This is a genomic window from Blastococcus sp. SYSU D00820, assembly GCF_054050695.1.
In genome coordinates this window covers 169,219-195,042 of the sequence record NZ_JBJGZW010000005.1, presented here as the reverse complement: position 1 = coordinate 195,042, position 25,824 = coordinate 169,219, and the positions used below count along the sequence as shown (strand labels likewise).

The 25,824-nt window shown below is 74.4% G+C and carries 25 protein-coding genes; 18 read left to right on the top strand and 7 right to left on the bottom strand.

Features of this window, described 5'->3' with window-relative positions:
• Nucleotides 1-134 precede the first annotated feature (134 nt).
• From ACI79R_RS08825 to ACI79R_RS08775, 11 genes are all read left to right on the top strand, one after another.
• On the top strand, nucleotides 135-1,250 hold the full coding sequence (locus ACI79R_RS08825) for a DUF58 domain-containing protein (protein WP_456573224.1): 1,116 nt from the start codon (nucleotides 135-137) through the stop codon (nucleotides 1,248-1,250).
• A 44-nt stretch (nucleotides 1,251-1,294) separates the two neighbouring features.
• Nucleotides 1,295-3,463 (top strand): transglutaminase-like domain-containing protein, encoded by a 2,169-nt coding sequence (locus tag ACI79R_RS08820; protein WP_456573223.1) that lies wholly within the window; start codon nucleotides 1,295-1,297, stop codon nucleotides 3,461-3,463.
• Nucleotides 3,460-7,836: an FtsK/SpoIIIE domain-containing protein gene (locus tag ACI79R_RS08815; protein WP_456573222.1), complete on the top strand. Its 4,377-nt coding sequence runs from the start codon at nucleotides 3,460-3,462 to the stop codon at nucleotides 7,834-7,836. The genes ACI79R_RS08820 and ACI79R_RS08815 overlap by 4 nt, the downstream gene beginning before the upstream one ends.
• Nucleotides 7,837-7,948: 112 nt before the next feature.
• Entirely contained in the window at nucleotides 7,949-8,218 is a 270-nt protein-coding gene (locus tag ACI79R_RS08810) for a hypothetical protein (protein ID WP_456573221.1), read from the top strand.
• 75 nt (nucleotides 8,219-8,293) lie between these two features.
• Complete coding sequence (locus tag ACI79R_RS08805) at nucleotides 8,294-9,226, top strand: WXG100 family type VII secretion target (RefSeq protein WP_456573220.1); 933 nt, start codon at nucleotides 8,294-8,296, stop codon at nucleotides 9,224-9,226.
• A complete protein-coding gene (locus ACI79R_RS08800; protein ID WP_456573219.1) occupies nucleotides 9,223-9,903 on the top strand; it encodes a hypothetical protein in 681 nt (226 codons plus the stop codon). The genes ACI79R_RS08805 and ACI79R_RS08800 overlap by 4 nt, the downstream gene beginning before the upstream one ends.
• A gap of 64 nt (nucleotides 9,904-9,967) precedes the next feature.
• A complete protein-coding gene (locus tag ACI79R_RS08795) occupies nucleotides 9,968-10,696 on the top strand; it encodes a PP2C family protein-serine/threonine phosphatase (RefSeq protein WP_456573218.1) in 729 nt (242 codons plus the stop codon).
• A 91-nt stretch (nucleotides 10,697-10,787) separates the two neighbouring features.
• On the top strand, nucleotides 10,788-10,982 hold the full coding sequence (locus tag ACI79R_RS08790) for a hypothetical protein (RefSeq protein WP_456573217.1): 195 nt from the start codon (nucleotides 10,788-10,790) through the stop codon (nucleotides 10,980-10,982).
• 55 nt (nucleotides 10,983-11,037) lie between these two features.
• The gene (locus tag ACI79R_RS08785) at nucleotides 11,038-12,099 is read left to right on the top strand and encodes a GGDEF domain-containing protein (RefSeq protein ID WP_456573216.1); all 1,062 of its coding nucleotides are present in this window, start codon (nucleotides 11,038-11,040) and stop codon (nucleotides 12,097-12,099) included.
• Between the two features lie 10 nt (nucleotides 12,100-12,109).
• The gene (locus ACI79R_RS08780; protein WP_456573215.1) at nucleotides 12,110-12,304 is read left to right on the top strand and encodes a DNA-binding protein; all 195 of its coding nucleotides are present in this window, start codon (nucleotides 12,110-12,112) and stop codon (nucleotides 12,302-12,304) included.
• On the top strand, nucleotides 12,301-12,738 hold the full coding sequence (locus tag ACI79R_RS08775) for a hypothetical protein (RefSeq protein ID WP_456573214.1): 438 nt from the start codon (nucleotides 12,301-12,303) through the stop codon (nucleotides 12,736-12,738). Before ACI79R_RS08780 ends, ACI79R_RS08775 begins: the two co-directional genes overlap by 4 nt.
• Before the next feature lie 16 nt (nucleotides 12,739-12,754).
• Here the strand turns inward: ACI79R_RS08775 and ACI79R_RS08770 are convergent, their stop codons facing one another.
• From ACI79R_RS08770 to ACI79R_RS08760, 3 genes are all read right to left on the bottom strand, one after another.
• Nucleotides 12,755-13,069 carry a hypothetical protein gene (locus ACI79R_RS08770; protein ID WP_456573213.1) on the bottom strand — a complete coding sequence of 105 codons (315 nt, stop codon included), beginning with the start codon at nucleotides 13,067-13,069 and terminating at the stop codon, nucleotides 12,755-12,757.
• Between the two features lie 187 nt (nucleotides 13,070-13,256).
• Nucleotides 13,257-13,943, bottom strand: coding sequence for a cytochrome b (locus ACI79R_RS08765; protein WP_456573212.1), 687 nt, complete (start codon nucleotides 13,941-13,943; stop codon nucleotides 13,257-13,259).
• 224 nt (nucleotides 13,944-14,167) lie between these two features.
• A complete protein-coding gene (locus ACI79R_RS08760; protein ID WP_456573211.1) occupies nucleotides 14,168-15,343 on the bottom strand; it encodes a DUF222 domain-containing protein in 1,176 nt (391 codons plus the stop codon).
• 240 nt (nucleotides 15,344-15,583) lie between these two features.
• Here ACI79R_RS08760 and ACI79R_RS08755 point away from each other — a divergent pair, with 240 nt between their 5' ends.
• Entirely contained in the window at nucleotides 15,584-15,778 is a 195-nt protein-coding gene (locus ACI79R_RS08755; protein WP_456573210.1) for a hypothetical protein, read from the top strand.
• A gap of 4 nt (nucleotides 15,779-15,782) precedes the next feature.
• Here the strand turns inward: ACI79R_RS08755 and ACI79R_RS08750 are convergent, their stop codons facing one another.
• The 3 genes from ACI79R_RS08750 to ACI79R_RS08740 are packed head-to-tail and all read right to left on the bottom strand — an operon-like array spanning nucleotide 15,783 to nucleotide 20,238.
• A complete protein-coding gene (locus tag ACI79R_RS08750) occupies nucleotides 15,783-16,574 on the bottom strand; it encodes a hypothetical protein (RefSeq protein ID WP_456573209.1) in 792 nt (263 codons plus the stop codon).
• Nucleotides 16,571-19,018: a GDSL-type esterase/lipase family protein gene (locus ACI79R_RS08745; protein WP_456573208.1), complete on the bottom strand. Its 2,448-nt coding sequence runs from the start codon at nucleotides 19,016-19,018 to the stop codon at nucleotides 16,571-16,573. The genes ACI79R_RS08750 and ACI79R_RS08745 overlap by 4 nt, the downstream gene beginning before the upstream one ends.
• Nucleotides 19,015-20,238 carry a PASTA domain-containing protein gene (locus ACI79R_RS08740; RefSeq protein ID WP_456573207.1) on the bottom strand — a complete coding sequence of 408 codons (1,224 nt, stop codon included), beginning with the start codon at nucleotides 20,236-20,238 and terminating at the stop codon, nucleotides 19,015-19,017. The genes ACI79R_RS08745 and ACI79R_RS08740 overlap by 4 nt, the downstream gene beginning before the upstream one ends.
• A gap of 277 nt (nucleotides 20,239-20,515) precedes the next feature.
• Here ACI79R_RS08740 and ACI79R_RS08735 point away from each other — a divergent pair, with 277 nt between their 5' ends.
• Nucleotides 20,516-20,941, top strand: a complete 426-nt coding sequence (locus ACI79R_RS08735; RefSeq protein WP_456573206.1) for a hypothetical protein — start codon at nucleotides 20,516-20,518, stop codon at nucleotides 20,939-20,941.
• A gap of 98 nt (nucleotides 20,942-21,039) precedes the next feature.
• Entirely contained in the window at nucleotides 21,040-21,450 is a 411-nt protein-coding gene (locus ACI79R_RS08730; protein WP_456573205.1) for a hypothetical protein, read from the top strand.
• A gap of 9 nt (nucleotides 21,451-21,459) precedes the next feature.
• Here the strand turns inward: ACI79R_RS08730 and ACI79R_RS08725 are convergent, their stop codons facing one another.
• Nucleotides 21,460-21,768, bottom strand: a complete 309-nt coding sequence (locus ACI79R_RS08725) for a hypothetical protein (RefSeq protein ID WP_456573204.1) — start codon at nucleotides 21,766-21,768, stop codon at nucleotides 21,460-21,462.
• Nucleotides 21,769-21,864: 96 nt separating this feature from the next.
• Here ACI79R_RS08725 and ACI79R_RS08720 point away from each other — a divergent pair, with 96 nt between their 5' ends.
• The 4 genes from ACI79R_RS08720 (at nucleotide 21,865) to ACI79R_RS08705 (ending at nucleotide 25,804) form a co-directional block, all read left to right on the top strand.
• Complete coding sequence (locus ACI79R_RS08720) at nucleotides 21,865-22,413, top strand: hypothetical protein (RefSeq protein ID WP_456573203.1); 549 nt, start codon at nucleotides 21,865-21,867, stop codon at nucleotides 22,411-22,413.
• A 302-nt stretch (nucleotides 22,414-22,715) separates the two neighbouring features.
• Entirely contained in the window at nucleotides 22,716-23,732 is a 1,017-nt protein-coding gene (locus ACI79R_RS08715; protein ID WP_456573202.1) for a glycosyltransferase, read from the top strand.
• Between the two features lie 276 nt (nucleotides 23,733-24,008).
• Nucleotides 24,009-24,815: a hypothetical protein gene (locus tag ACI79R_RS08710; RefSeq protein WP_456573201.1), complete on the top strand. Its 807-nt coding sequence runs from the start codon at nucleotides 24,009-24,011 to the stop codon at nucleotides 24,813-24,815.
• 149 nt (nucleotides 24,816-24,964) lie between these two features.
• Nucleotides 24,965-25,804 (top strand): PP2C family protein-serine/threonine phosphatase, encoded by an 840-nt coding sequence (locus ACI79R_RS08705; protein ID WP_456573200.1) that lies wholly within the window; start codon nucleotides 24,965-24,967, stop codon nucleotides 25,802-25,804.
• The last annotated feature ends 20 nt before the right edge of the window (nucleotides 25,805-25,824 follow it).

Below are 25,824 nucleotides of genomic sequence, written 5' to 3'. Positions count from 1 at the left end.
CCCCCCCGGCCCCCGCCCCGCCCGCCCCCCCCCCCCCCCCCGCCCCCCCCCCCCCCCCCCCCCCCCCCCCCCCCCCCCCCCCCCCCCCCCGCCCCGCCCTCCGGTCCGGGTGGCTGCGCGGGGCCGGCTGGGTCGTGCTGGCCGTCGCCGTCCTCGCCGCCGCGGCGGGCCTGGCGCTGGGCTGGTCGGAGCTGGTGTCGCTGGCGGTCACCGCCGTGGTCGCGCTGGCCGGCGCGCTGCTGTTCGTGCTGGGCCGCAACACCTACCGGGTGCGGCTGGAGGTGCCCGCCGACCGGGTGGTCGTGGGCGAGCCCGCCGCCGCCCGGCTGGCCGTCGCCAACTCCGGCACCCGCGCGGTGCTGCCCGCGCGCATGGAGGTGCCGGTCGGCGGATCGGTCGTCGGGTTCCCGCTGCCGCGGCTGGCCGGGGGCGCGGAGCACGACGAGCTGCTCGACGTCCCGACCGCCCGCCGCGGCGTGGTCGTGCTGGGTCCGGCCCGCACGGTGCGCGGCGACCCGTTCGGCCTGGTCGGCCGCACCCTGTCGTGGACCGAGCCGCACGCGGTGTTCGTGCATCCGCGCACCGTCCGTCTCGACGCGGCGGCCAGCGGGTTCCTGCGCGACCTCGAGGGGCAGCCGACCAGCGTCATCTCGACCAGCGACATCTCGTTCCACGCGCTGCGCGAGTACGTGCCGGGCGACGACCGCCGGTACGTGCACTGGAAGAGCACCGCCCGCACCGGCACGATCATGGTGCGCCAGTTCGAGGACACCCGGCGCAACCACCTGGCGATCGCCCTCGACGACCTCGCGGCCGGCTACACCGACGAGGCCGACTTCGAGCTCGCCGTCTCCGTGTGCGGATCGCTGGGCCTGCAGGCGCTGCGCATGGAGCAGGACCTCACCCTCACCGCGGCCGCCGCACTGCCCACCGGGACGACGACGCGCCTGCTCGACGCGCTGTCCGAGGTGGAGCTGCGCCGCGAGGGCCGCGACTTCGCCGCGGTGACCGACGGGCTGGTCCGGCACGCCCGCTCGGTGAGCACCGTGGCGCTGGTGACCGGCGACGCGACGCCGCTGGACGTCGTCCGCCGGGCCGCCGACCGGTTCCCGCCGGACGTGCGGGTGCTCGCCGTGCAGGTGCGCGGCGGCGCCGAGGCCGGGCACCGCACGATCGGCCGGCTGCGGATGCTCACCCTGGGGGCGCTGGACGACCTGCCCCGCCTGGTCCGCCGGGTGGCGGCGGCATGACCGGACCCGGAACCCGCCATTCGCGCGCGAATGGCGTCAGGGTGGTGGGCGTCCTGGCGCTGTGCGTGCCGATGCTCGTGGGCTTCACCGCCGTGTTCGGCACTCCGCGCGGTCTGGTCGCCGGCGCGGCCGGCCTGCTGCTCGGCGCGGCCGCCGGCTGGCTGAGCGCGCTGCGCCGCTTCTCCGCCGTGACGACCGCGGCGCTGCTGGTCGTCCTCGGCACGCTGGCGGCCGGCCCGGCCGCGCTGCCGGAGACGACGGTCGGCGGCGCCCTCCCCACGCTCGACACGCTGCGGGCGCTGGCGCCCGGCGTCGTGCGCTGCTGGCGCGACCTGCTCACCACCCCGGTGCCGACCGGCGCCTACGGCGACCTGCTGCTGGTGCCGTACCTGACCGGCCTGCTCGCCGGCGTGCTCGGCGTGGTGCTCGCGCTGCGCACCGCTCGCCCGGCCTGGGCGCTGCTGCCGGCCGGCGCGGCGCTGGCGATGAGCGTGCTCATGGGCACCACGGAACCGGCGAGCCTGCTGCTGGAGGGCGGGCTGTTCGCCGTCCTCGCGGTCGTGTGGGCCGCCGTCACCTCGCCGTCCCGGAGCCTGCCCGGCATCCCCCGGGCCGTGGCCGGCCTGGCGCTGCTGGCCGTCGCGGCGACGGTCGGCACCGTGGCCGGCCCGGCCGCCACCTCGGTCGGCGCCGACCGGCTGGTGCTGCGCGACCTGGTCGAGCCGCCGTTCGACGTGCGCGCCTACCCCAGCCCGCTCAACGGCTTCCGCAAGTACGTCAAGGACCAGCGCGAGGACGTGCTGTTCACCGTCACCGGGCTGCCCGAGGACGCCAAGGTGCGGCTGGCCACGATGGACGCCTACGACGGCACGGTCTGGAACGTCGCCGCCGGCACCTCCGGCGACGGCGGCTCGTCGGGCACCTTCCGCCGGCTGCCGGTCGACGCCGGCGACGACGCGGCCGACGCGGTGGTCACCGTCTCGGTGCAGGAGCTCGCCGGCGTCTGGCTGCCGACCACCGGCGACCTGCGCGCGGTGGCCTTCAGCGGCCCGCGGGCCGCCGAGCTGGGCGAGGGCCTGCGCTACAACGCCGCCACCGGCACCGCGGTGGTGCCGGCCGGGCTGCAGCCGGGCGACGGGTACACCTACCGGGCCGACGTCGTCGCCCAGCCCGACGCCGCCACGCTCGAGCAGCGCGGCGCGGAGCCGCTGGTGCAGCCGCAGCCGGTGGACGTGCCGCAGGCGGTGGTCGACGTCGCCGGCGACGTCGGGGCGGAGACCCAGGGCGCCTACGACCAGGCCACCCAGATCGCCGAGACGCTGCAGGAGACCGGCTACTTCAGCCACGGCCTGGAGACCGAGGTGTCCTCCCGCGCCGGGCACGGCGCCGGCCGGCTCACCGAGCTGCTGGGTTCCCCGGTGTGGATCGGTGACCAGGAGCAGTACGCCGCGGCCGCCGCGCTGATGGCCCGCACGCTGAACCTCCCGGCCCGGGTGGTCATGGGCTTCACCGTGCCGTCCGGGGGCGGGGGAGCGGTGCCGGTGCGCGGGGACGACGTCACGGCGTGGATCGAGGTGGCCTTCGCCGACGCCGGCTGGGTGGCCTTCGACGTCACCCCCGACGAGGACCGCGTGCCGCCGGAGCAGGCGCCGCAGCCCTCGCCGCAGCCCAAGCCCGAGACCCAGCAGCCCCCGCCGCCGGTCGAGCAGCCCCCGCCGCCGCTGCCGGCCACCGGCGACGACGACGGCGACGCCGACCAGGACGGCGACGACCTGCCCGGCTGGCTGGCCGTCCTGCTGACCGTGGCCGCGTGGGTCGGCGGACCGCTGCTGCTGCTCGCCCTCCCGTGCCTGGTGGTGGTCGCGCTCAAGCTGCGCCGCCGCCGGCGCCGCCGGCGCACCGGCAGCACCGACCAGCGGGTCGCCGCCGGATGGTCGGAGGTGCTCGACGCGCACGTCGACCACGGGGCGCGGCTGCCGGTCGCCGGCACCCGCCGCGAGGTGGCCGGGGCGCTCGGCCGGCCCGGCACCGCGCAGCTGGCCGCGCAGGCCGACGACGCGGTGTTCTCCGGCGGCACGGTGACCGAGGACCAGGCCGGGGCCTTCTGGTCGCTGGTCGACGCCGAGCTGGCCGACCTGTCCACCCGCGGGTTCCGGGCGCGCTGGCGCGCGCGGCTGAGCCTGCGCTCGCTGCGGAGGGGGAACCGCCGGTGAAGCTGAAGCTGACGCTGCTGCGACCGGGAGGCGAGGCCTCCGACGTCGTCGTCACCGTGGAGCCGACCGCGCCGCTGATGTCGGTGGCCGAGGCCCTCGCCGAGCGGGACCCGCGCGGCGCCGGCGGCCCGGTGGCCGGCCGGGTGGGCCTGCGGCTGCACGCCGAGGACGGCCGGACCGCGCTGCCCCCGCCCGACGCCACCGTCGCCGAGGTGGCGCTGCGCTCGGGCAGCCGGGTGAGCCTGGCGCCGATCTCCGAGTTTCGGGACGTCGGCCGCGGCGCGCCGGTGGCCACGCTGCGGGTGCTGTCGGGCCCCGACGCCGGCCGGGAGTTCCCGCTGCCGCAGGGCAGCTCGACGATCGGGCGGGCCCGCTCCAGCGACGTCCGGCTGAGCGATCCGCTGGTGAGCAAGGAGCACGCGCGGCTCAACGTCGGCGACACCGTGGAGATCGTCGACCTGCGCAGCGCCAACGGGATCCTGGTCGGCGGCGGGCAGGTCGAGCGGGCGCCCCTCGGCCGCGACGACGTCGCCGTGCTGGGCGAGACGGCGATCGCCGTCGTCCTGCACCGGGCCGCCGGCGAGGGCCAGCCGGCCACCCCGAGCCTCGACTTCAACCGGTCCCCGCGGCTGGCGCCCCGCTACGAGGGCCTGGAGCACGTCGCCCCCGACGCGCCCACCCCGCCCACGCTGAGCCGGCTGCCGTGGCTGTCGCTGATCGCGCCGCTGGTGATGGGCGGGGTCATCTACGCGGTGACCCGCTCGGTGTACTCGCTGCTATTCCTGGCGATGAGCCCGATCCTCGGCGTCGGCACCTACCTCGAGGGGCGGATCGGCAACAAGCGGGCGCACCGGAAGGCGCGCGCGAAGCACCGGGAGGCCCTCGCCGAGCTGGCCGAGGAGATCGACGCCGCGCACCTGCAGGAGGCCGAGGTGCGGCGGGCGGAGAACCCGTCGGTCGCCGAGGTCGCGGCCGCCGCGCTGCGCCAGACCACCCTGATGTGGAGCCGCCGGCGGGAGATGCCGGAGTTCCTGCAGGTGCGGCTCGGGCTGGGCCGGCAGGCCTCGCGCAGCAGCGTGGCGGAGAACCGCCAGCGCGGCGTGGAGGCCGACCTGCTGCAGGAGCACGCCGACCTGGTGACGCGGGCGGCCGTGGTGGACGGCGTGCCGGTGGTGGGCGACCTCCGGGAGGTCGGCGCGATCGGCGTCGGCGGCGCGGGCGACCGCGCGGCCGGCGTGGCCCGCGGCCTGCTGCTGCAGCTGGTGGCCCTGCACTCGCCGGCCGACCTGGTGGTCGTCGGCGTCGCCTCGCCGGGCTCGGCCCGCCGGTGGGAGTGGCTCAAGTGGCTGCCGCACACGAACTCGCCGTACAGCCCGCTGCCCGGCGGGCACCTGGAGACCAGCCCATCGGGCTGCGCCGAGCTGGTCGGCGCGCTCGACGACCTGGTGGAGAAGCGCAGCGCCGGCCGGTCGGAGGACGGCGGCCCGACGCCGCGCGTGGTGCTGGTCGTGGAGAACGACGCCCCGGTCACCCGTGCCCGGCTGGTGCAGCTCGCCGAGCGCGGCGGAGCGGCCGGGGTGCACGTGCTGTGGCTGTCGCCGGCGGTGGAGGCGCTGCCGGCGTCGTGCCGGGTGTTCGTCGACGTGCCGCCGCAGGGCCCGGCCGCGGCCGGGCTGGTGGGCGCCGGTGAGCTGGTCACGCCGCTGGAGGTCGAGTCGCTGCCGGTCGAGCAGGCCACGATGGTGGCCCGCCGGCTGGCGCCGGTGGTCGACGTCGGCGCGCTGGTGGAGGACGAGAGCGACCTGCCGATCACGGTGACCACGCTGGCCCTGGTGGGGCCGGCGCTGGGCCGCGACGCCGGCGCCGTCGTCGAGCGGTGGACCGAGACCGACTCGCTGCCGGTGCGGCCGGGCGACCCCGTCGTCCCGCGGCGCAAGCAGCTGAGCCTGCGGGCGCTGGTCGGCCAGAGCGCCACCAGCGCCCTGCACCTGGACCTGCGCACCCAGGGGCCGCACGCGCTGGTCGGCGGCACCACCGGCTCGGGCAAGAGCGAGTTCCTGCAGACCTGGGTGCTGGCGATGGCGGCGGCGTACTCGCCGGCGCGGGTGACGTTCCTGTTCGTCGACTACAAGGGTGGCTCGGCGTTCAAGGACTGCGTGTCGCTGCCGCACTCGGTCGGCATGGTCACCGACCTCAGCCCGCACCTGGTGCGCCGGGCGCTGACCAGCCTGAACGCCGAGCTGCGGCACCGCGAGGAGCTGCTCAACCGGCACGGGTTCAAGGACCTCGCGGCGATGGAGAAGGCCGGCGTCCCCGGCTGCCCGCCGAGCCTGGTGATCGTCGTCGACGAGTTCGCCGCCCTGGTCAACGAGGTGCCCGAGTTCGTCGACGGCGTGGTCAACGTGGCCCAGCGCGGGCGGTCGCTGGGGCTGCACCTGATCCTGGCCACCCAGCGCCCGGCCGGCGTCATCAAGGACAACCTGCGGGCCAACACCAACCTGCGCGTGGCGCTGCGGATGGCCGACGAGGCCGACTCCACCGACGTGCTGGGCACGCCGCTGGCCGCCGGCTTCGACCCCGAGCTGCCCGGCCGCGCGGCGGCCAAGACCGGCCCCGGACGGCTCACGGTGTTCCAGTCCGGGTTCAGCGGCGGGCACACCCCCGAGGAGGCGCCGCCGCCGGAGGTGGCCGTCGACGACCTGGCGTTCGGCCCGGCCCGGCGCTGGGAGCGGCCGCAGGGCGAGGAGGTGCCCGAGGAGGGCCCGTCGGACATGGCGCGGATGGTCGCCAGCATCACCGAGGCCACGCGGCGGCTGGACATCCCGGCGCCGCGGCGGCCGTGGCTGCCGGCGCTGGCCGACGTCTACGACCTGGCGCGGCTGCCGCGGGCGGAGATGCGGGTGGACAGCCGGGTGGTGCTCGGCGTCGGCGACGTGCCCGAGCGGCAGGTGCAGCCGCCGGTCGCCTTCGAGCCCGACCGCGACGGCAACATGGTCGTGTTCGGCACCGGTGGCACCGGCAAGTCGGCGCTGCTGCGCACGGTGGCGGTGTCGGCCGGGCTCACGGTGCGCGGCGGGGCCAGCCAGGTGTACGCGCTGGACTTCGCCGGCGGGGCGCTGTCGATGCTCGAGGAGCTGCCGCACGTGGGCGCGGTGGTCACCGGGGACGACGGTGAGCGGGTGGTGCGGCTGCTGCGGCACCTGACCGCGGTGGTCGACGACCGGGCGCCGCGCTGGGCCGCCGTCCGGGCCGGCTCGCTGGGCGACTACCGCCGGCTGGCCGACCGGCCCGACGAGCCGCGGATCGTGCTGCTGGTCGACGGGCTGGCCGCGTTCCGGCAGGAGTACGAGTTCACCAACCGCTCCAAGGTCTGGGAGATGTTCACCGCGGTCGCCGCGGAGGGCCGCCAGCTGGGCGTGCACGTGGTCGTCTCGGCCGACCGGCCGGCGACGCTGTCGTCGGGCCTGGGCTCGGCGATCCAGCGCCGGCTGGTGCTGCGGCTGGCCGACGACAACGACTACGCGGTGATGGGCCTGCCCACCGACGTGCTCGGCGCGTCCTCGCCCCCCGGCCGCGGCATGCTCGACGGCGAGGAAGTGCAGATCGCCGTCCTCGGCGGGAGCCGGTCGGTGGCCGACCAGGCGAGCGCGGTGTCGCGGTTCGCCGCGGCGCTGCGCCAGGCCGGGGTGGCCGAGGCGCCGGAGATCGGCCGGCTGCCCTCGCGGGTGGCGCTGTCGACGCTGCCGGTGGCGGTGGGCGACCTGCCGGTGGTCGGCATCGGCGACGAGGACCTGCAGCCGATCGCCTTCGACCCGCGCGGGGCGACGATCCTGTCCGGGCCGGGCGGCAGCGGGCGGACGACGGCGCTGGCCACGCTGGCGCTGGCGGTGCACCGCTGGCAGCCGCGCGCGCGGCTGGTGTACCTGGGCAACCCGCGCTCGCCGCTGGTCTCGGCGCTGCCGTGGGCGGCCTGCGCGACCGACGTCGAGGGCATCGCGGCGGTGGCCAAGGACGTGCTCGCCCAGGTGGAGGACGCCGCGGCGCCGTTCCACTTCGTCGTCCTCGAGCGGCTGGCCGACCTCAACGCGACCAGCGCCGAGACGACCATCGCGGCCCTGGTCACCGCGCTGCGGACCGGCGGCCACGGCGTCGTCGGGGACGGCGAGACCGGCCAGCTGACCGGCTTCCAGGCGCCGATGCAGGCGCTGCGGGCCGACCGGAAGGGCGTCGCGCTGATGCCCGAGGCGCTGGACGGCACGTCGCTGTTCCAGGCCCCGTTCGGCAACCCCGCGCGGGCGGAGTTCCCGCCCGGGCGGGGATTCCTGGTGGTGCGGGGCACCGTGCGCAAGGTGCAACTGGCGGTGCCGGAGTAGTCACTCTGCGGAGCTATGGGGAGTCCTCCCCATCGACGGACTGCCGATAGCCGAACAAGACTTCGCCCAGCGGCGGAGAACGCCGGAACGAACACGAACGAGAGGAAATCCCATGTCCGTCAGCCACGGTATGAACATCGACGAGGTCCGCTCGCTGGGCACCCAGCTGCAGACCCAGGCCGACGCCATCCGCACGGCCGTCGCCCAGCTCGAGGGCGCGATCAACAACGCCACCTGGGTCGGCCCGGACGCCACCACCTTCAAGACCGCGTGGTGGCCCGAGAAGCGCACGCTGCTGCAGCAGGCCGCCGAGCAGCTGCACGGCTTCGGCCAGTCGGCGATCAACAACGCCAACGAGCAGGAGCAGGTCAGCTCCCACTGACGGCACGGGGAGGCGGCCGCCACGGGGGCGGCCGCCTCCCCGCCTGGCGTCCGGGGGGGACGAGGAGAGGTCGCGATGACGACGACGGGGATGGACCTCGCGGGGGTCCGGCAGATGGCCGAGCAGCTGCGGATCGGCGCCGAGCAGCTGCGCACCGCGGTGGGCACGGTCGACGGCCGGGTCACCTACAGCACCTGGGTCGGCGGCGACGCCGACACCTTCCGCGGCGCCTGGTGGCCGGCCAACCGGCAGCTGGTGCTGCAGGCCGCCGACGGCCTCACGGCCCTCGCGCAGACGGTGGTGCTGCAGGCCGACGAGCAGGAGCGGGCGTCGACCAACCTGTTCGGAACGGTGCCGGGGGGTCCTGGCCCGGTGGGTCCGAGTGGCCGCCCGAACGGCCCGAGCGGCCCGAGCGGCCCGAGCGGCCCGACCGGCTCCGGGGACGGGGACGACGACGGCTGGTCGCCCTGGACCGTCCCCGACGCGGTGGCGGGCTTCATCACCGGGATCACCACCACGCTGGCGTGGAAGGTCCCCACCGGCATCTGGGCCAATCTCAGCGGGCTCACCCGCATCCCGGGCCTGGTCGCTGCCGTCCCGGGCTGGGTCAGCAGCGCCACCGGCGCCGTCGCCGACGCCGCGACCCCCGTGGTGCGCGGCCTCACCAACAACCCGTTCGTCGACCTGCGGGCCACCTCGGTCACCACCTGGCTGACCAACCCCAGCAACCTCACGGACGTGTTCCACCGCGCGGAACCGATCCTCAAGCCGCTGGACAGGATCCTGGGCGTCACCGGGGTCGTGGACGAGGGTGCCCAGACGTACGAGGCGATCCGCCAGGGCGACTGGGGCGGTGCCGCCCTGCACGGCGCGGACACCATCGCCGCCGCGGCCAAGATGTCGAAGAACCCGCTGCTCTACGCCGGCGGCGTGGGAGTGGACGCCGCGACCGACGTGGTGGCGTTCTTCACCAAGGGCGAGAAGATCAACCCACTGGGGTGGCTGTGACCAACACGAACGAGGCCGTGCTCACCGACGACGAGATCGCGGCATTGTGCCGCCGGCTCGGCGGCCGCTGGCGCTCGGTGTGGCCGACCATCGACCCGGACGACGCCACCGACCTGGGTCGGGCGGTCTTCCGCGGCGACCGGAGTCTGCTCGCGCGCGGGCTGCTGGAGTCGTCGGCCGACGGGACGCTCGCCGTGGACACCAGTCTCGAGGACATGGCGCGGACCGCGCTGGACGGCGAGCTCCGCGTCTCGGCCTTCACCGCCGACCGGGAGCTCACGTTCGAGCCCACCGGCTTCACCTACCTCAACTACGCGCGCCCCGGGTCGGGCGACGTGCTGGTGGAGGTGGTCTCGGCCGTCGGGCTGCACCGGTTCGGGCTCCTGACCGGCGAGCAGTCCACCCGCGCGCTGGTCGCGCTGGTCTCCTCGATCTCCGAGGGCACCCCCACCCCCGAGGTCGGCGAGGTCAGCGACACCTTCGTGCTCACCCTCCCGGCCGCGACGCCGTCCCAGCGCCTGGTCTTCGCCGTGCGCGCCGGCACCGTCGAGCGCGCCGTCATCACCCCGGCCGAGCTCACCGAGGTCGACCGCACCACCGTGCCGCTGGAGCCGTCGACCCTCGACGACCTGCTGACCATGATCGGCGAGGTCTACGGGGAGGCCGTTCCGCGGTAGCTCGACACCCACCCTCGCGACGGAACCGCTGCTCAGCGCGCCGGGCGGCTCGTAAGCTGCGCCGGTGCCGCAGGTGGAGCTGTCGTGGGGAGTGGCCACGCACGTCGGGCGTCGGGACGAGAACCAGGACCGCTGCCTCGCGGTACCGCCGCTGTTCGCCGTCGCCGACGGCATGGGCGGGCACGCCGACGGCGCCGCGGCGAGCACGGCCGCGGTGAACGCGCTGGCCGCCGTCGTCGAGGGGCCCGGGGTCGGCATCGACAGCCTGCAGAAGGCGCTGGCCGCCGCCGACGCGGAGATCCGCACCTTCCGCACGACCGACCCCGCCCGCGGCGCCGGCACGACGGTGGCCGGGGTCGCGCTGCTCGACAACGGCGAGGGGCCGTGCTGGGCGGCGTTCCACGTCGGCGACTCGCGCATCTACCGATGGACGGCGTCGTCGTGGGAGCAGGTCAGCACCGACCACTCGATGGTGCAGGAGCTGGTGGACAGCGGGGAGATCACCGCCGCGGAGGCCGCCGCGCATCCCCAGCGCAACCTGATCACCCGCGCGCTGGGCACCGGCCCGAGCAGCGAGGCCGATTTCGCGCTGCTGCCGGTGGAGGGCGGCGAGCGCTGGCTGGTGTGCTCCGACGGGCTGTCCGGCGAGCTCGACGACGCGCGGATCGCCGAGCTGGTCGGCAGCGACGGCTCGCCCGAGGAGGTCGCCGGGCGGCTGGTCACCGAGGCGGTGGAGGCCGGCGGGCGGGACAACGTGTCCGTCGTCCTGCTGCACGTGCGCCTGGCCGGCTGAGGACCAACGGCGCTGTCGCGCGCCGCCGCACCGGAGGACGCTGCGGGATGACGCCGCCGAGGTGAGGCGGCGGCCCGTGCCGGGAGTGGCTATGGACGGTCGACGGTGGGCCTGCGCGGTGGTCGGCATCGCCTGCGTCGTAGGGACGACGGGCTGCGCGCGCGCCGCGCCGGGCACGGTGCCCATGGCGCCGGCCCGCACCACCCCGGTGGTGCAGCCCGCCGAGCGGATGCAGGCGGCAGAGCCCGGCGAGGGCCTGGGGATCGCCGCCCTGCCGGTCGGCTGACCCCATCGGGGGAGGGGACGTCAACCGACCTGTCGGGGCTGCCGTCCTCAGAGGGGTGAGGATCTCTGACCCGCCCGCCCGGGACCTGGGCTGGTGGTGGCGCGGCGGTCGTGCGGCCGGTTTCGGGCGGCTGCTGGGCCTGGGCGCCGTGGCCGGCCCCGTGCTCGCCTGTGCCGTCCTGCAGCCCGATGAGGTGGACGGGTCGCTGCTGGCCGCCGTCGCGGCGCTGCACGCAGCCGCCGCGGTCGCGGGCTTCGCCGTCCCGTGGCCCCGGTTGTCCCCGTGGGCGCGGCTGGCCTTCCCGCTGACTGCCATGGCGGCGGTGGCGCTCACCGTCGCCGCGGTGCCCGGCGCGGCCAGCGTCTACAGCGGCTTCTTCTGCTTGTGCTTCGCCTACACGGGCCTGTTCTGCCCGCGGCGCGCCTCCTGGGTGCTGCTCGGGCCGGCACTGGTCGCCTACCTGTTCACACTCCCCGGGCTGGACTACCAGGTGGTCGTCCGCGCGACGATGCTGGCGGTCGCCTGGATCGTCCTGGGCGAGCTGCTCTCGCTGCTCAGCCGCCGGCACGGCGCGCTGGTCCGGCAGTTGCGTATGGACGGCGCCACGGATCCGCTGACCGGCCTGGCCAACCGCCGCGGCATGGAGCACTTCCTCGCCGAGGCCGAGGCCGGCGACGTCCTCGTCGTGTTCGACCTGGACCGCTTCAAGCAGCTCAACGACGAGCACGGCCACGCGGCCGGCGACCGGGTGCTGCAGGCGTTCGGCCGGGTGCTGCAGCGCGAGCTGCGGACCCGCGACCGCGCCGCCCGCTCCGGCGGTGAGGAGGTGGTCGCGCTGCTGCGGTGCGCCGAGCCGCGCTGCGGGGTCGAGGTCACCGGGCGGCTGCGCCGCGCGCTGGCCGACGCGTGCCCGGGCGTCACGTTCAGCGCCGGGCTGGCCGTCGTCGCCGGCGACCGGCCGGTGCAGGCCGCGCTCGAGGCGGCCGACCGGGCGATGTACCGGGCGAAGGACGCCGGCCGGGACCAGGTGTGGCTGGCCGGCGCCGCTGCCGACGGTTCCGGGGACGTGCCCGCCGCGGAGGAGCGCGTGCCCGCCGGAGCGGGCGCCCGCCGCTAGCCTGCTCGGCATGCCGTCTCCCGAGCCGCTGCCCGGCATCGGCCGGCCGGCCACCGGAGCCCTCGCCGCCATCGGCATCACCACGCTCGACCAGCTCGCCGGCCGGTCCCGCCGCGAGCTGCTCGCGCTGCACGGGGTCGGGCCCAAGGCGGTGCGGGTCATCGAGGCGGCCCTGGCCGAACGGGGCCTGGGCCTCGTCGAGTGAGCCGGCTCCGCCGCATCGTCGCCGGGGTGCTGGTGGGCGCCGCCGCGTTGGCGGCGCTGGCCGCCGTCGCGTTCGTCCTCCTGATCGTCGTCCACGACGGCCGGCGGACCATCGACCTCGGCCGGTGGGTGGGCGCCGACGACGACTGGACCCGCTCCGTCATGCCTGGCGCCCGCTGGGCGACCGAGGAGCTGTGCGGCCCTGAGCTGCCGTGTCTCCAGGCCGTGCGCGCCGAGACGCTGACGATGTACCGGTTCCTGGAGCGGGCGGACGCCGAGGCCGCCGCCCGGCGCTTCGGCGACGACGCCTACCTGACCGGCTGGATCGTGATCCGCTTCGAGCCGGGCGGCCTGACGCCGACCGAGCGGTCGGACGTCGAGTACGGCATCGGCTGCATCAACACGTGGGTCAGCGAGGACGGGCGGGACTGCTGACGGGGAAGAGCCCGCCTCACCTCCAGTGCCTGATGCCGGACGCGTCGATGCCGATCTCGTCCGTGTCCAGGAAGTTCACCGCACCGACGAGGACCTCGTCGACCATCCGGTCGAGAGTGGTGGCCGCCACCTGCTCGTACAGCTCGTCGAGGTCGAAGGTCACCGACTGCAGGTGCCCCTCGGTGCCGGTGTAGCGCGACCGGACCAGAACGGTGAGCCGGCTGTCGCCAGGCACGAGCGTGCCCAGGAGTTCGACGTCCAGCAGTTGCCCCTCGCCCAGCAGGTAGCGCTCGAGGCGGAGCCGTACGTCGTGAGCGGTCCAGGTGCGCATCGGCTCCCCGGGCTGGCGGTGAGCCGCACCGTAGCGGCCCGCACGCCGGTCTGTGCGCGAAGGCTGCACCTCCCGGCCGATCGTGCGGCGCCGGCGCACACGCCGTCGTCGGGGCCGGCACCCTTCCTGCCGCGTCCTCGTGCTCTGCCCACAGGTGGGGGCAGAGCACGACCGTGCCGCAGGGAGGTCAGAGCATCCGCGACAGATGGCGGTTGCGGCGGAGCACGGTGTGCTCGAGCACCAGCCCCACGTGCGCCGCGATCGCGGCGAGGAAGGCGATCTGCGCAGCGACGTGCAGCGGCAGCCAGTCGTCGCCGGTGCCCAGCAGGAGCATCCCGGTCACGGGCACGGCGACGAGCAGGCCCAGGAGCAGCTTCTCCAGCAGCGCCTCCGCCCGCCGCTCCCGCCGGCTCAGGTGCTCGGCCCACGGGGGCAGCGGGGTCCACCGGCGCCACAGGAGCCGGAGGACGGCGAGCAGGACGATCGACGACCCCAGCAGCACGTGCACCTCGGGGAGTGACAGCCCGTCGGCGAACCCCTCCCCGCTCAGGAGCCCGGGGGCGACGTCCGCGAGCGAGTCGTCGTCGCCGGCCTCCAGGGCCTCCTCGCGCTGCTCGATCTCCTGCTCGACCTGCTCCTCCGCCGCCTCGCCGCGGCTCTCGGCCTCCTCCTCCAGCCGCTCGGCCTCGGCCTCGAACGCCTCCTCGCGGCGGTCGGCATCCTCGTCGACGTCCATCGACCAGCCGACGGCGAACTGGGCGGCGACGGCGACCACGGTCAGCCAGTGCAGGGCCTTGGTGACGAGCCCGTAGCCGTGCGGGCCGTTGCGCAGCCGGACCCGGCCCGGGCGGTTGCCGGTGGTTTGCAGGTCCATCCCAGCTCCGGGCGTCGTCGGTCGTGGTGGAGCGAGATCATCGGCGAGGAGGCGGGCCCGGGCAATCCCCGACGTCGGCACGCGCCGCTCTCGGTCCTCGCCGAGGGCGGTGGCGAGCTCGTGCCGCTGGACGATTACGGCTTCAGCCGCGCGGGGCATGGCGGTGCCGCCGTCCGCGCGGAGCGCGGCGGCGGGCAGCCGGTGATCGGGTCAGGCGGGCGCGGTCAGGCGGCGGCGGGCCGGAGTGGTTCGGGGGTGCGGATCTCGCTGCCGTCGGGCCGGAGGGTGCGCCAGCGGCCGTCGGGTTGCCGTTCGATGCGGAAGCCGTGGTGGACCTTGGTGTGGTGCCGCTCACAGAGCAGGGCGGAGTTGTCCAGGCTGGTGGCGCCGCCGTCGATCCAGTGCACCAGGTGGTGCAGGTCGCACCAGTGCGTGGGCGCCAGGCAGCCGGTGAAGACGCAGCCGCCGTCGCGGATCTCGGCGGCTCGCCGGATGTGGGGCGTCCCCAGCCGGGCGGCTCTGCCGACGTCCAGGGGCTGGCCGTCGGGGCCCATCACGATGCGGGTGATCTCGCCGTCGCAGGCCAGCCAGCGGGCGCGGGCAGCGGAGATATCGGCACCGAACCCCATCCGCCCCGCACCGCGGGATACCTCGGTGGAGGCGAGGTCGGACAGCGGGATGGTGGCCAGCACCTGCGGCTTGCGGGTCCGCAGGACCGGCAGGTTGCCCGCGGCCAGGGTGTTGTCGATGGCCTGCACCAGCGCATCGGCCTGCCGCTGAGCGCGGGTGCGGGTGTCGTCGGCCGGCCGGTCGGCCTGGGAATGGGCCTCGATCACGGTCTGCAGCTTCTCCCCGCCGACGGCGTCCAGCGTGCCGGAGAAGGAGACCGTGCCGTCGGCGTGCCGGCTGATCGTCAACGACCGCTGCCCGGTCGGATCGGGTTCGGGGCCGTCGGGATCGAGGTTGTCGACGTACTTCTTGACCACCTGCACCAGGCTCTCGACCGGCTGGTCGATGGCCACCTGGGTGAGCACCGCGTCGATCACCGCCAGATCCACACCCTGGGCTGCCGCGGCCGCGAGCCGGGATGGGGTGACCGCGTCGGCGGCGACGTGCACCTGCTGCGCACTGACCAGCCCGGCCGCGAACGCCTCGGCGAGAGCCGGCAGGTGCTCCAGCGCGCGGCCGTTGCGCACCAGCCGCAACGCCTCGGAGCCGGACATCCGGCAGTGGCCCTTCAACCACGAGGTCATCGCCTTCAGCCCGTCGCGCTCGGCCGCCTGGGACAGTTCCGCCGCCCGCACCTGACCCGTCAGGACGGCGTCCCGCCGGTTGCGCTCAGCGACGCCGACGGCGATGGCGTCGAGGACGTCGCCTCCCGGACCATCGATCGAACACATGTACGAAGTCTAGCGGGCCGGGCGGCGTGCGACAAGGTGAAAGTGCAGGTCAGACCGCTCGTCGCAGGTGTCCAACCGACGCTCGTCGGAGGTCGACCTCAGCCAGGAGGCCCTCGGCAAGGCCGCGACTGAGTCAGGTGGCGGAACTCGTGCTCTGCCCTCCACTGTGGGCAGAGCACGAGCGTGCGGGGCAATACCTGGGCCGGCTCCCCGCCGTACGTCGACGGTAAAAGGAGAGACGTGTCCCGAGAGTCCGTGGTCGCTGCTTCCACGCAGCCGCTCGGCCCCGTGGCCACCGCGATCGTCGCGGGGATCCTCATCGCCGCCGGCGCGGCCGTCGTGGTCGGCTACCTCGCCATCGAGCTCCGCTGGCGCCGGGGCGCCCGCCACCGGGACCAGCGCGAGTCCGGGGAGCAGCCGCCGGAGGCGGTCTGACCGGTCACTCGAGATCGCGCGGACGGGTGCGCTCGAGCAGGAGGGGGAGGCTCTCCCACTGCAGGCGCGCAGTCCCGATCCGGAAGTCGCCGTCGTCGCCGGGTCGCACCGGCAGCCGGCCGACCACCCGGAAGCCGACATCGGACCAGTCGGGGTCCCGCTCCCGGAGCGTGAACGGCCCGTACCGCGGCCCCGGCCGGAAACGGCCCGAGGCGTCGTGGGACGGGTAGGGCGGCCTCCCGGGCAGCTCGGCCATCGCATCGGCCGGCGGCACGTGGTCGCCGTCCCACGCCAGCTCCTCGAGGATCGGACGGAGTACGCCGCGCTCCTCGACCAGCACCTGCACCACCCTCAGCAGCACGACGGCACCACTGCTCGCCGTCCACGCCAGTACCGTGCCGGGCTCCAGGTCGGTCACGTAGAGCCACGGCTTGCGGATCCGCTTCGGCGCCGGCTGCCGGCCGGTCAGCTGGTTGCGCAGCCGGGCCAGCACGGCGGTGCGCTCGGCCAGCGCTCGCGCGCCGAGTGGCTCCCACCTGCGCAGGTCCCGGCCGGAGTCGATGACCTCCAGCGCCCGCGCCCGGACCGCGTCGTCCAGCCGCCCGACCTGGAACTGCGCAGCGGCCAGGGCCAGCCAGAGCACCGGCTCCTCGTCGGCGTCGAGGCCCTGCCACTCGGCGATGGTGCGCCGGGTGGCCTCGTCGTCCGGTGTGCGGTCCTCCAGCAGTCGGCGGTAGCCGATCCGGACGTCGTCGGCCAGGTCGTCGTCGAAGACCTCGGGTCCGCCGAGGCTCACGCCTCGACCACGGCCGGCCGGCGACGCCGCCGTCCCGCCTTGCGCACCAGGAGGAACCCGCCGACCGCCACCAGCAGCCCGGCCACCGACACCACCAGCGCACCCCAGATCGGCGGCCCCGTGACCTCCACCGCCTGCGACTGCAGCTGGTAGCCGCCGTCGGGGGAGAAGCCGGTGGCGTACACGTGGTGCCCGCCGGCCAGTCCCTCCGGCAGCTCGACGGTGGCGTCGATGCGGCCCTCGTCGTCGGCGGTGACCACCGCGAGGGTGTGCATCGTGCTGGCGACGCCGATCTGCACCTCGACCCCGGGCAGGTAGCCGCTGCCGAGCACGCGCAGCGGCCGGCCGACCGGCAGGGTGATGGGGCGCAGCGGCATGGTGAAGTCGATCGACCGGACGTCCTCGATGCGGTCGTCCACCCAGTCGCGCGCGCCGTTCCAGGTGTTCTGGACGCCGTCCACGACTCCGCCGACGACCCGCTCCGGCAGCGTGGCCGGCCGGGCGACGCTGTCCTGCACGGTGGGCGGGTTCGTCCGCGCCGACCAGCGGATCAGGGCGCCGGCGATCGCCCGGTAGCCGTCCCGGTCCGGGTGCACGAGCTCCTGGATCTCCAGGTCGGCCACCGCGGCGATCGGGTTCACCCACGGGTCCTCGTCGCAGATGGTGTGGTCGGGCTGCAGCGCGGTCTCGACGTCGCCGGCGTAGTACAGCCGGGAGCCGTCGGGGTCGTTCGCCCGCACCTCGGCGACGGCGTTGCCGATGTGCCGGTTGAGCTCCGCCTGCAGCCAGCGGATCTGGTTGAGCTCGTCGCGCGAGGCGCCGGGCAGCCCGGAGATGCAGGCGTTGAAGCCGCGGTCGTCGAGCGGGACGACGTTGACGTAGGGGAGGACGACGACCGGTGCATCCCCGGTGTCGTCCAGCACCTGCTGGTAGTAGCCCGGAAGGCGGCCTCGCAGCGAGCCCAGCTGGCTGGTCCAGAAGGCGGGCATGGCCAGGGCCTGGTCGGTGCAGTCGAAGTCGCCGAGGAAGGGCACCGCATCCGGCGCGCAGGTCACCCGCCCGGTGCAGGCGGTGTCGCTCAGGCAGTTCTTGATGATGTCCTCGAAGCCGACGTCGTTGCCCCCCATGGTCAGGAACACCAGGTCGACGGGCTGGTTGCCCAGCTGCTCCTGCTGGGGCCGGATCGGCTCTCCGTTCTCCTGACGGCCCTCCTGCGTGAGCGTGTGGTTGTCGATGATCGCCCCGGAGCAGGCCAGGTTGGTCACCTTGCTCGAGCCGAACAGCTGGACCGCGTACTGGTACGCGCTGCGGTGGCACGAGCCGGTGGCCTGCTCGTAGCGCCCGCCGCCCTCGCCGGACGAGAACGAGTCGCCCAGCACCAGCACGTGCTCGGCGTCCTGGAACAGCTCGCCGGCCACGTCGAGGTCCAGCCCGTCCCGCAGCAGGATCGCGCCGCTCTCCTCGGCCGGGCGCGCGCCGGTGCTGATCGCGCGCACCGTGTACTCGAACTCGCCCTCGGTCGCCGCGGCGGCCGTGAGCGCCGTCCAGCTGACCTCCCGGGAGGCGCCGGGCGCGAGGTTGCCCAGCCGCTGCAGCGGCGCGAGCACCGTGGGCGCCCCCGCGCTGGCCGCCGGGTCGAACCGCAGGTCCACGCGGACGTCGGTGACCATCTGCTGGGTCGGGTTGCTGACCGTGGCCCGCACGGTGAGCGCCGACTGCGACTCGGCGTTGAACTGGTCCTCGGTGGCGAGCTCCACCCGCACGGCCGGCGCGCTGAGCTGGGCGAGCTTGGTGGTGAGCGCGTCGGAGTCGTCGGCGTTGGTGTACGTGCCGCCGGTCGCGTCGGACAGGCAGGTCAGCTCGGCGACCGCGGGGTCGTCGGGGGCGAGGGCGAAGCCGACGCTGTGGATGGTCACCGACAGGCCGCGCTGCACGAGCGTCCGCGCGACCGGGCACGGGTCGCCGCAGGTGCTGGCCCCGTCGGAGACGACGACGATCGTCGCGTCCTCGAAGCCCTGGGTGATCAGCCGGTCGCCGGCGGCCTCGAGCGCCTCGGCGGTGGGGGTGCCGCCCTCGGCGGTCAGCGCCCGGATCCGCGCGCTCATGGTGGCCGGCTGGCGGCGGGCGACGGCGAAGTCCTCGTAGCCGGTGCCGCAGTCGCCGTTGCCGGCCGGATAGGTGCGCAGCCCGATGTCGGTCTCCAGCGGCAGGCCGGTGACCACGTTGAGCAGCGCCGTCTTCGCGGCCTCGATCTTCGCGACGCCGTCCGGGGTGTCCTCGGCCATCGAGCCGGAGGTGTCGACCAGCAGCAGGATCGGCTGGCCGCCGGCGGGCTCGAGCGGCTCGCTGGGGGCCGCGGCCGCCGGTGCGGCCGGGACGGCGAGCAGCCCGGTGGCCAGCGCGAGCGCGAGCAGGCCGAGGACCAGTCGGCGGGCCGTGCTCACGAGCCGGCCAGCTGGGTGATGGCCTCGGGGCTGCCGACGGCGCGGGCGTCGCCGAGCACGAGGTTGCCGTAGTCGTCGTCCCCGACGGCGATGTACTGGAGGTCGACGCGCAGCACGCCGGCCAGCGGCACCGAGATCGGCTGCGACTGGCCGTAGCCGACGGTCACCCGGGCCAGCTCCCGGCCGTCGCCGTAGACGGCGATCGTGGCGGCGGTGCCGGGCTCGCTGGTGTCGGCGATGCCGACGACGGCGTCGAGGCTGGTGGCCAGCCGGTCGACCAGGTAGCTGGTGGTGCGCGCCGTGCTGCCGGTGCTGCACGACAGCGAGTTGACGTAGTCGGTGCCGTTGACCGGGTACTCGCCGGTGCTGCAGGAGCCCTCGACGGCGTCGAGGTCGGAGAGGAAGACGCTGTCGGCGGGGCCGGCGACGGTGACCGTGACGGTGCCGGTGAGCGGGCTGCCGGCCGGCGGGTCGACCAGGAGCACGGTGCCCTCGCGCGCGGCGGGGTCGTAGACCTGCACCTGCTGGAAGCGGGCGCCGAGGTCGAGCAGGGCGGTGCGGGCGGCGTCGGCGGTCTGGCCGACGAGGTCGGGCACGGTACCGGGGACGGCGACGAAGAGGGTGACCGCCTCGGCGTCCTCGGTGCCGCCGACCGGGTCCTGGCTGACCACCGTGCCGGCGGGGAGGGCCGAGGGCGCGTCGCGGGTGCTGACGATGTCCAGCGGCAGGCCGGCGTCGAGGATCGCCTGCTGGGCGTCGACGAGCACCAGCCCGCGGACGTCGGGCACGGCCACCAGGTCGCCCGCGGCGTCGGTGGGGGCGGCGATGACCTGCACCGTGGTGTCGCCGGCGGCGCCGTCCACCGAGCGGCTGCCCGCCGCCCAGCCGACGCCCACCCCGGCGCCGAAGACGCCGAGCAGGACGAGGACGACGCCGGCCAGGCCGATCCGCTTCCACGGCACCCGCGGCGCCTTCGGCTGCTCCTCCGCGGGCTGCTCTGGGGCTGCCGCGGCGGGCTGTTTCGACCAGTCGACGGTCCACGTGCCGCCGGTGGTCGCCGGCTGCGGCGTCGGCGGCTGTGCGGCGGGGGGCGGCTCCGCCGCAGGAGCCGCCGGGGCCGCGGGGGCCGCCGTCCCGTCCCACCGCACGTAGGCGGCCGGGGGTGCGGCCGGCGGGAACCCGGGCCGGGCGGCCGGGTCGGGCTGGTCCTGCGGATGCACCTGCGTGTCCCCCGTCCGTGTGACCTGCGTGCGAGGCGCATCGTGCCGGTGACGCACTGTGCCGGTCGAGGGCTGCGGGGAGGTCGACACCGGATCGTTCCCCATGGGGTGGGTCAGCCGACCGGGACGGACGGCGTATCGACAACGCGCCACGGGGAGGAGTTCCGCCGGGTGACCGGGTGGGGATCGCCGCCCGCGTCGCCGACGGTGTGTGGTGAGCCAGCGGGGCGAGCGGCCGTGACGGAGGCTGGGGGACGAACCCACCGAGGAGGAGCCCGTGACCCAGCCCGCCCCGCCCTCCCGCGGCATCGGCCGCGGCAACGCCCTGGCGCTGGCCGGGCTCGGCGTCGCGTTCCTGCTGGGGCTCGGGGTGGCGCTGCTGCTGGTGTTCACCGGCGGGCCGGGCTCACCGCGGGAGGCCGTCGAGGACTACCTCGCGGCCGGCAACGAGCGGGACTGGCCCGCGGCCTACGACCTGCTGTGCCGGGCGGAGCAGCGCGAGGCCGGCTCGCTGCGCGAGTACGTCGAGGCGTCGGAGGAGAGCGTGCTCTCGCGGTTCGAGTACGAGGTGGGGGCCTTCGGGCCGGTGGAGTCGCAGGGCTGGGGTGTGCAGGTGAGCGTCCGGTTCGAGGGTGAGAGCTCGGACGCCGAGATCCTCGTGGTGGAGGAGAGCGGGGACTACCGGGTCTGCGGGAACACCTGAGGCCCTCCGTTCCGGCACGAGAACGTCTGCCGGAGCCTCCTTCGCGGCGGCGGCACCGGCGCCAGCGTGCCGACCCCCTCCGAGAGAGCAGGTGCGGCATGGACGAGCAGGTGGTCGCCGAGAGCGGCGCGGTCTACTGCTGGAACGGTCCGAAGATGGGCGCGACCATCTTCGGCACGAAGCTGGGCAAGCTGGTGCTGACCACCCAGCGCCTGCTCTTCCTCTCCTCGAAGGGCTCCGGCGCCGGGCACATGGGCCTGCAGCTGACCGGCATCCCGGGGCTGGGCAGCCAGGTGTCCGTGTCGCTGGACGCCGAGGGCAGCCTGGCGATGCCGCCGGCGTCGATCAGCCGGTGCGAGATGGGCAAGAAGCGGGCGCTCGTCGTCTGGACGCGCGGGGCCGGCGGCTTCGAGGCGGCGCACGCCTTCGGCGGGCGGATGGGCATGCCCGAGGGACACGCCTGGGCGGCCGAGATCAACCGGTTGCGCGGGGTCGTGCCGCAGACCTGACGGACGGCGTCACCACGGGCCGTGGCCGAGGCAGTCGCGGCAGCGGCTCACGGCCTCCAGGCCCACTCGGGCGCCGGCGTCGCTGGCGACCGTCGCGCCGTTGCCGATCCGCTCCCAGGCACGGGGTGCCTGCTGCTCGATGCGACCCCACCGGGTGAAGTCGGTGTCGTCCTTGTGCGGGCAGCCGGGGTAGTGGGCGACCCGGGCGGGGGAGACCTCGAGCCACTCGACCCGGGCCGCCCGTGCCGCGTCGGTGGCCTGCTTGCCGTGCACGCAGTAGGCGAGGGGGAGGTCGCACCGGTCGCAGCGGAGTTCCATGGCAGCGACGCTAGTCAGCAGGTTCAGCGTGTCCGGAATTGGCGGCGCCACCTGTTGTAGCCGAAGATCATCCGTTTGGCTCGATACGGTGGGCTGATGATAAGGACGAAGGCTGAGCTTCGGTTGTACTTGCAGGCCGATATGGCCGCTCATGGCCTGCCCGGTTGGCGAGCTCGGTACCGCGCGACCCGGCGCATCGCCTACTTTCAGTGGCTGCTACGCAGATCGGAGTACTGGGCTAATTGTCGACGCGATCCGCTTGGACGCCTGGTTGCTACAGTTCTGGCGCTCCGAGTCAAGCTTCTCGGCGAGCGCATGGGCTTCTCCATCCCGCGGGACGTGTTCGGCCCGGGCCTGCGCTTGGCGCATATCGGGACGATTGTCGTGAACGCCCGAGCCCGCGCTGGAGCTCGGTGCACGCTGCATCAAGGAGTGACGCTGGGCGCTGGCCCGGACGGGCGGGCGCCCGTGCTGGGCGACGACGTCTACGTGTCGCCGAATGCCTGCTTGATCGGCGCCCTGGCGGTCGGAAACCATGCTTCGGTGTGGACTGGCGCGGTAGTCACCAAGGACGTTGAGCTATATACCTCCGTCGCTGGCGTTCCCGCCCGGGTGGTGGAGCGCCGGCAGCCCGCAACCGCCTGAGCGGCGAGGCCAGGTCTGCTGACCGGGTCAGGTGCAGTCGTTTCGGCGGTGTACCGGATCGCGAGTTCGGCGGCCTCGGCCGAAGGGCTGTCGATGTTGGCGCAGAAGACCCACCGATAGCCGCTGAGTGGACGCGGGTACCCCCGACACGCGCCACCTCAGAGCTCGGACCGACGCTCCTGACAGGACTGCGCTGTTCGGGTGCCGACTTGCAAACGCACCCGCGGCACTAAAGCTCCGCGATCGAACGCACACGCCTCCTCCGGCTGCCACCGATGTCGACCGCTCGGTACCGTGCCTCGGTGAGCAAACCTGGCCGCCAGCGCGCGGACGCTGAGAGTGATGTTCGGGCTCTCGCGCCGATCAAGGTTTCCCTCAGCCGAGAAGCATGTGGCGATGTCTGGTACGCGGACAGATTGGGCGTTCGCAAGGTGAAGACGTCCGGACGAATGGCCGCCCTGCACTTGGCCTGGTCGGCGCGACCTGCCGAGCTTTTATTGACACACGCCCGGCGGAAAGGTGTGTTACCGCTACTGGCTCTTGAGGCGGTCCTCCGTCGGCGACGCCTCGTCCTTTTTGAGTTCATTCGGCCTCGACCTAAGGGCTGGCGCCGCTTGGTGGACGTTGTTTACGGCATGCTCCTTCGCCGGGGAGTGGCAGCGGTGCATGTACTGACATCCTTCGAGGCTGACGACTACCGGAAGCGCTTCCGTTTGCGGCCCGAACAGATAGTCGCCGTGCCGTGGCCACTCGAGATGCCAGCCGCGGAGCGTCCGACCTTAACAGTCGAACGGGTTCCCGGACGGGTGGTTGCTTCAGGTCGGGCGGCGTGCGACTGGGCGACCCTGTTTCGAGCCGCTGAGTTGGGCGCATGGCCGTCGTTGGTGGTGGTGTGCAGCGCCAACGACGGACCACACGTTGAACGGCTCAACCGAGTCGGTGCCCAGGTGCTTACTGAGATCCCAGCGGAGCAGCACAACGACCTGGTGGCGTCCGCATCCGTATACGCTCTGGTCCTACAGGAGGTTCAGGCAAGCTCCGGGCACATCCGGCTCATGACTGCGATCGGTGCGCGCACTCCGGTGGTCGCCACGCGCGTCAAGGCGTTGGACGGCTACCTGGTGCCCGGCGTCACCGCCCTCGCTGTTCCGCCAAATGACGCCGAGGGGCTGGCCGCGGGCGTTCGTCATCTATTGGACGACGAGGCCGCCGCAATGACGTTGGTCGAACGCGCATCCGAAGCTGTCGCGGGGCACTCGATGAGTCGCTATATAGGGGAGCTGCGGTCCGCATTGGAAGGGCTGCCAGTTGCCCGATAGAAGCAGTCGCTGCGCCATCGCATCGAGGGTAGTGAGCACATCGTGCCGCTCAACCGGCGGCACGTGCCCAAAGGCCCTGCGAGGCCGCGCCCTGCTGAGGCGATAGCTCGCGAGGGCGACATGAAGCGACTGGGGGGCATCGTCTATGCAGGGGAAACCTATCGCCGGACAGTGTTGGCTCCCAAACTGCAATGCAGGGGCTAGTAATCGTCGCGGGGAAGTTGTCCACGTGGTAGAGCGGCTGATCCGTGGCCCACCGGCTTTTCTTCTTCCTGCGTGACAGTGGCCGGCAACCTGGCACTGATCCCCTACCGGCAGCCGCGCGGCGCCGGCGCCGGGCTCATCGCGGTCGACCTCACCAACCGCCGGATCGCCTGGAACAGCACCGTCGCCGCCAACAGCGCGCAGAGCCATGCCTGGACCGGCCACCAGGTGTACGCCGACGCCACGCGCGGGCGTGCTCTACGTCGGGTACGGGCGGACGCCGGGCATCACCGCCTTCGACGCCGCGTCCGGACGGCGGCTGTGGACCGGGCCGGGCCAGGGGACGCCGGTGATCGCGGGCAGCCGGGTCGTCTCGAGCACCGGCACGTCGCTGGTGGCGCTGACGCCGGCGGCTGCGGCGCGGCCACGTGCCGGGCGCAGTGGACGAAGACGTTCCCGTCGGGCACCGAGCTGGCCCTGGGCGCGACCGACGGCACCAGCCTCTACGTGAGCTACCGGAAGCCCGCACCGGCCAACTCCTACGGCGACCAGTACGCCGGTGTGCTTGCGCGCCTGTCGGTCACCAACGGCGCGCAGCAGTGGACGACGACCCTCGGCGACTACGTCACGCCGGCCGTCCGTGGCGGCAACGTGGTCTGGGTGATCAACGAGTACCGGACGTCGGCCGGCGCGCTGGGCTACCGGATCCTCGGCTTCAGCGCCACCGGCACAAGCGCGTCGCCGCTGGTGAGCATTCCGGTGCAGCAGCGCGGCTTCCCGCAGAGCCTGGCCGTCGGGGAGGGGCCCTGCTGCACAAGACGAACGTGCCGCAGCAACTGGTGGCCTACCGGGTGCCGGGCACGTGACCGAGCGCACTGAGGACTGAACCGACCGACGTCGCATCGGCTGCCGCGGTGCCTCGTTGACCCACTCAGAGAGCAGCTAGGGGACTGCGCACCGCGCGGCCTCTACGCTCGCGGCCTCTGGTCATGTGGTTCAGGGGATGCGTCGGAGGCTAGAGAGCGCGGATGCCGCAGGTACAGCTGTCGTGGGGGAGTGCCACCCACATCGGGCAGCGGGAGGAGAACGAGGACAGGCTCCTCGCCGTCCCCCCGCTGTTCGCTGTTGCCGACGGCATGGGTGGCCACGCCGCGGGTGCCGAGGCCGCCCAGCGCACCGTGGACAGCCTCGCGAAGACCATCGGGCGCCCCGTGCTCACCGTGCCGCTGCTGCAGGAGACGGTGCGGGCGGCGCACGCGTCGATCCAGGCGCTGGGCAACGAGCAGCCGGCGGCCTCCGGGGCCGGGACCACCCTGGCGGGGGTCGCGCTGGTCGAGGAGGACGGCGACCTGTGCTGGGCGGTGTTCCACATCGGTGACTCGCGCGTCTACGGCTGGACGCCGAGCACCTGGGGTCAGCTGACCGTCGACCACTCGCTGGTGCAGGTGCTGATCGAGGCCGGCCACGTGCGGCCGGAGAACGCCGCCACCCATCCCCAACGCAACATCGTCACTCGCGCGCTGGGAGCCGGCGGCGGGGGAGATGCCGATGTGACGTTGCTGGCCGTGGTGCCCGGCCAGCGGTTCCTCGTGTGCTCCGACGGCCTCTCCAACGAGGTGTCCGACGAGCGGCTGGCCGAGCTCATGGGCTCGGACCAGCCGGCCGGCGATATCGCCCAGCAGCTGGTCACCGAGGCCGCGGACAACGGCGGCCGCGACAACATCGCGGCCGTCGTCGTGCACGTCGACGGGGTGCTGGGCGACGGCGCCTCGGGCGCGGGCGCGACGGCGGCGCCAGAAGGCGAGCCGGAGGAGCAGCCAGCCACCGGCGAGTACCAGCAGGTGGAGGCCGGCATCCCGCCGCGCTGAGGCGGTCGTCGGCCGCCCCG

Coding starts and splice junctions, on each gene's coding strand:
- ACI79R_RS08765 (WP_456573212.1), bottom strand. CDS start 13,943: ATGGACCTGCAAACCACCGGCAACCGCCCGGGCCGGGTCCGGCTGCGC.
- ACI79R_RS08720 (WP_456573203.1), top strand. CDS start 21,865: ATGATAAGGACGAAGGCTGAGCTTCGGTTGTACTTGCAGGCCGATATG.
- ACI79R_RS08770 (WP_456573213.1), bottom strand. CDS start 13,069: ATGCGCACCTGGACCGCTCACGACGTACGGCTCCGCCTCGAGCGCTAC.
- ACI79R_RS08760 (WP_456573211.1), bottom strand. CDS start 15,343: ATGTGTTCGATCGATGGTCCGGGAGGCGACGTCCTCGACGCCATCGCC.
- ACI79R_RS08780 (WP_456573215.1), top strand. CDS start 12,110: ATGCCGTCTCCCGAGCCGCTGCCCGGCATCGGCCGGCCGGCCACCGGA.
- ACI79R_RS08810 (WP_456573221.1), top strand. CDS start 7,949: ATGTCCGTCAGCCACGGTATGAACATCGACGAGGTCCGCTCGCTGGGC.
- ACI79R_RS08725 (WP_456573204.1), bottom strand. CDS start 21,768: ATGGAACTCCGCTGCGACCGGTGCGACCTCCCCCTCGCCTACTGCGTG.
- ACI79R_RS08790 (WP_456573217.1), top strand. CDS start 10,788: ATGGACGGTCGACGGTGGGCCTGCGCGGTGGTCGGCATCGCCTGCGTC.
- ACI79R_RS08705 (WP_456573200.1), top strand. CDS start 24,965: ATGCCGCAGGTACAGCTGTCGTGGGGGAGTGCCACCCACATCGGGCAG.
- ACI79R_RS08730 (WP_456573205.1), top strand. CDS start 21,040: ATGGACGAGCAGGTGGTCGCCGAGAGCGGCGCGGTCTACTGCTGGAAC.
- ACI79R_RS08805 (WP_456573220.1), top strand. CDS start 8,294: ATGACGACGACGGGGATGGACCTCGCGGGGGTCCGGCAGATGGCCGAG.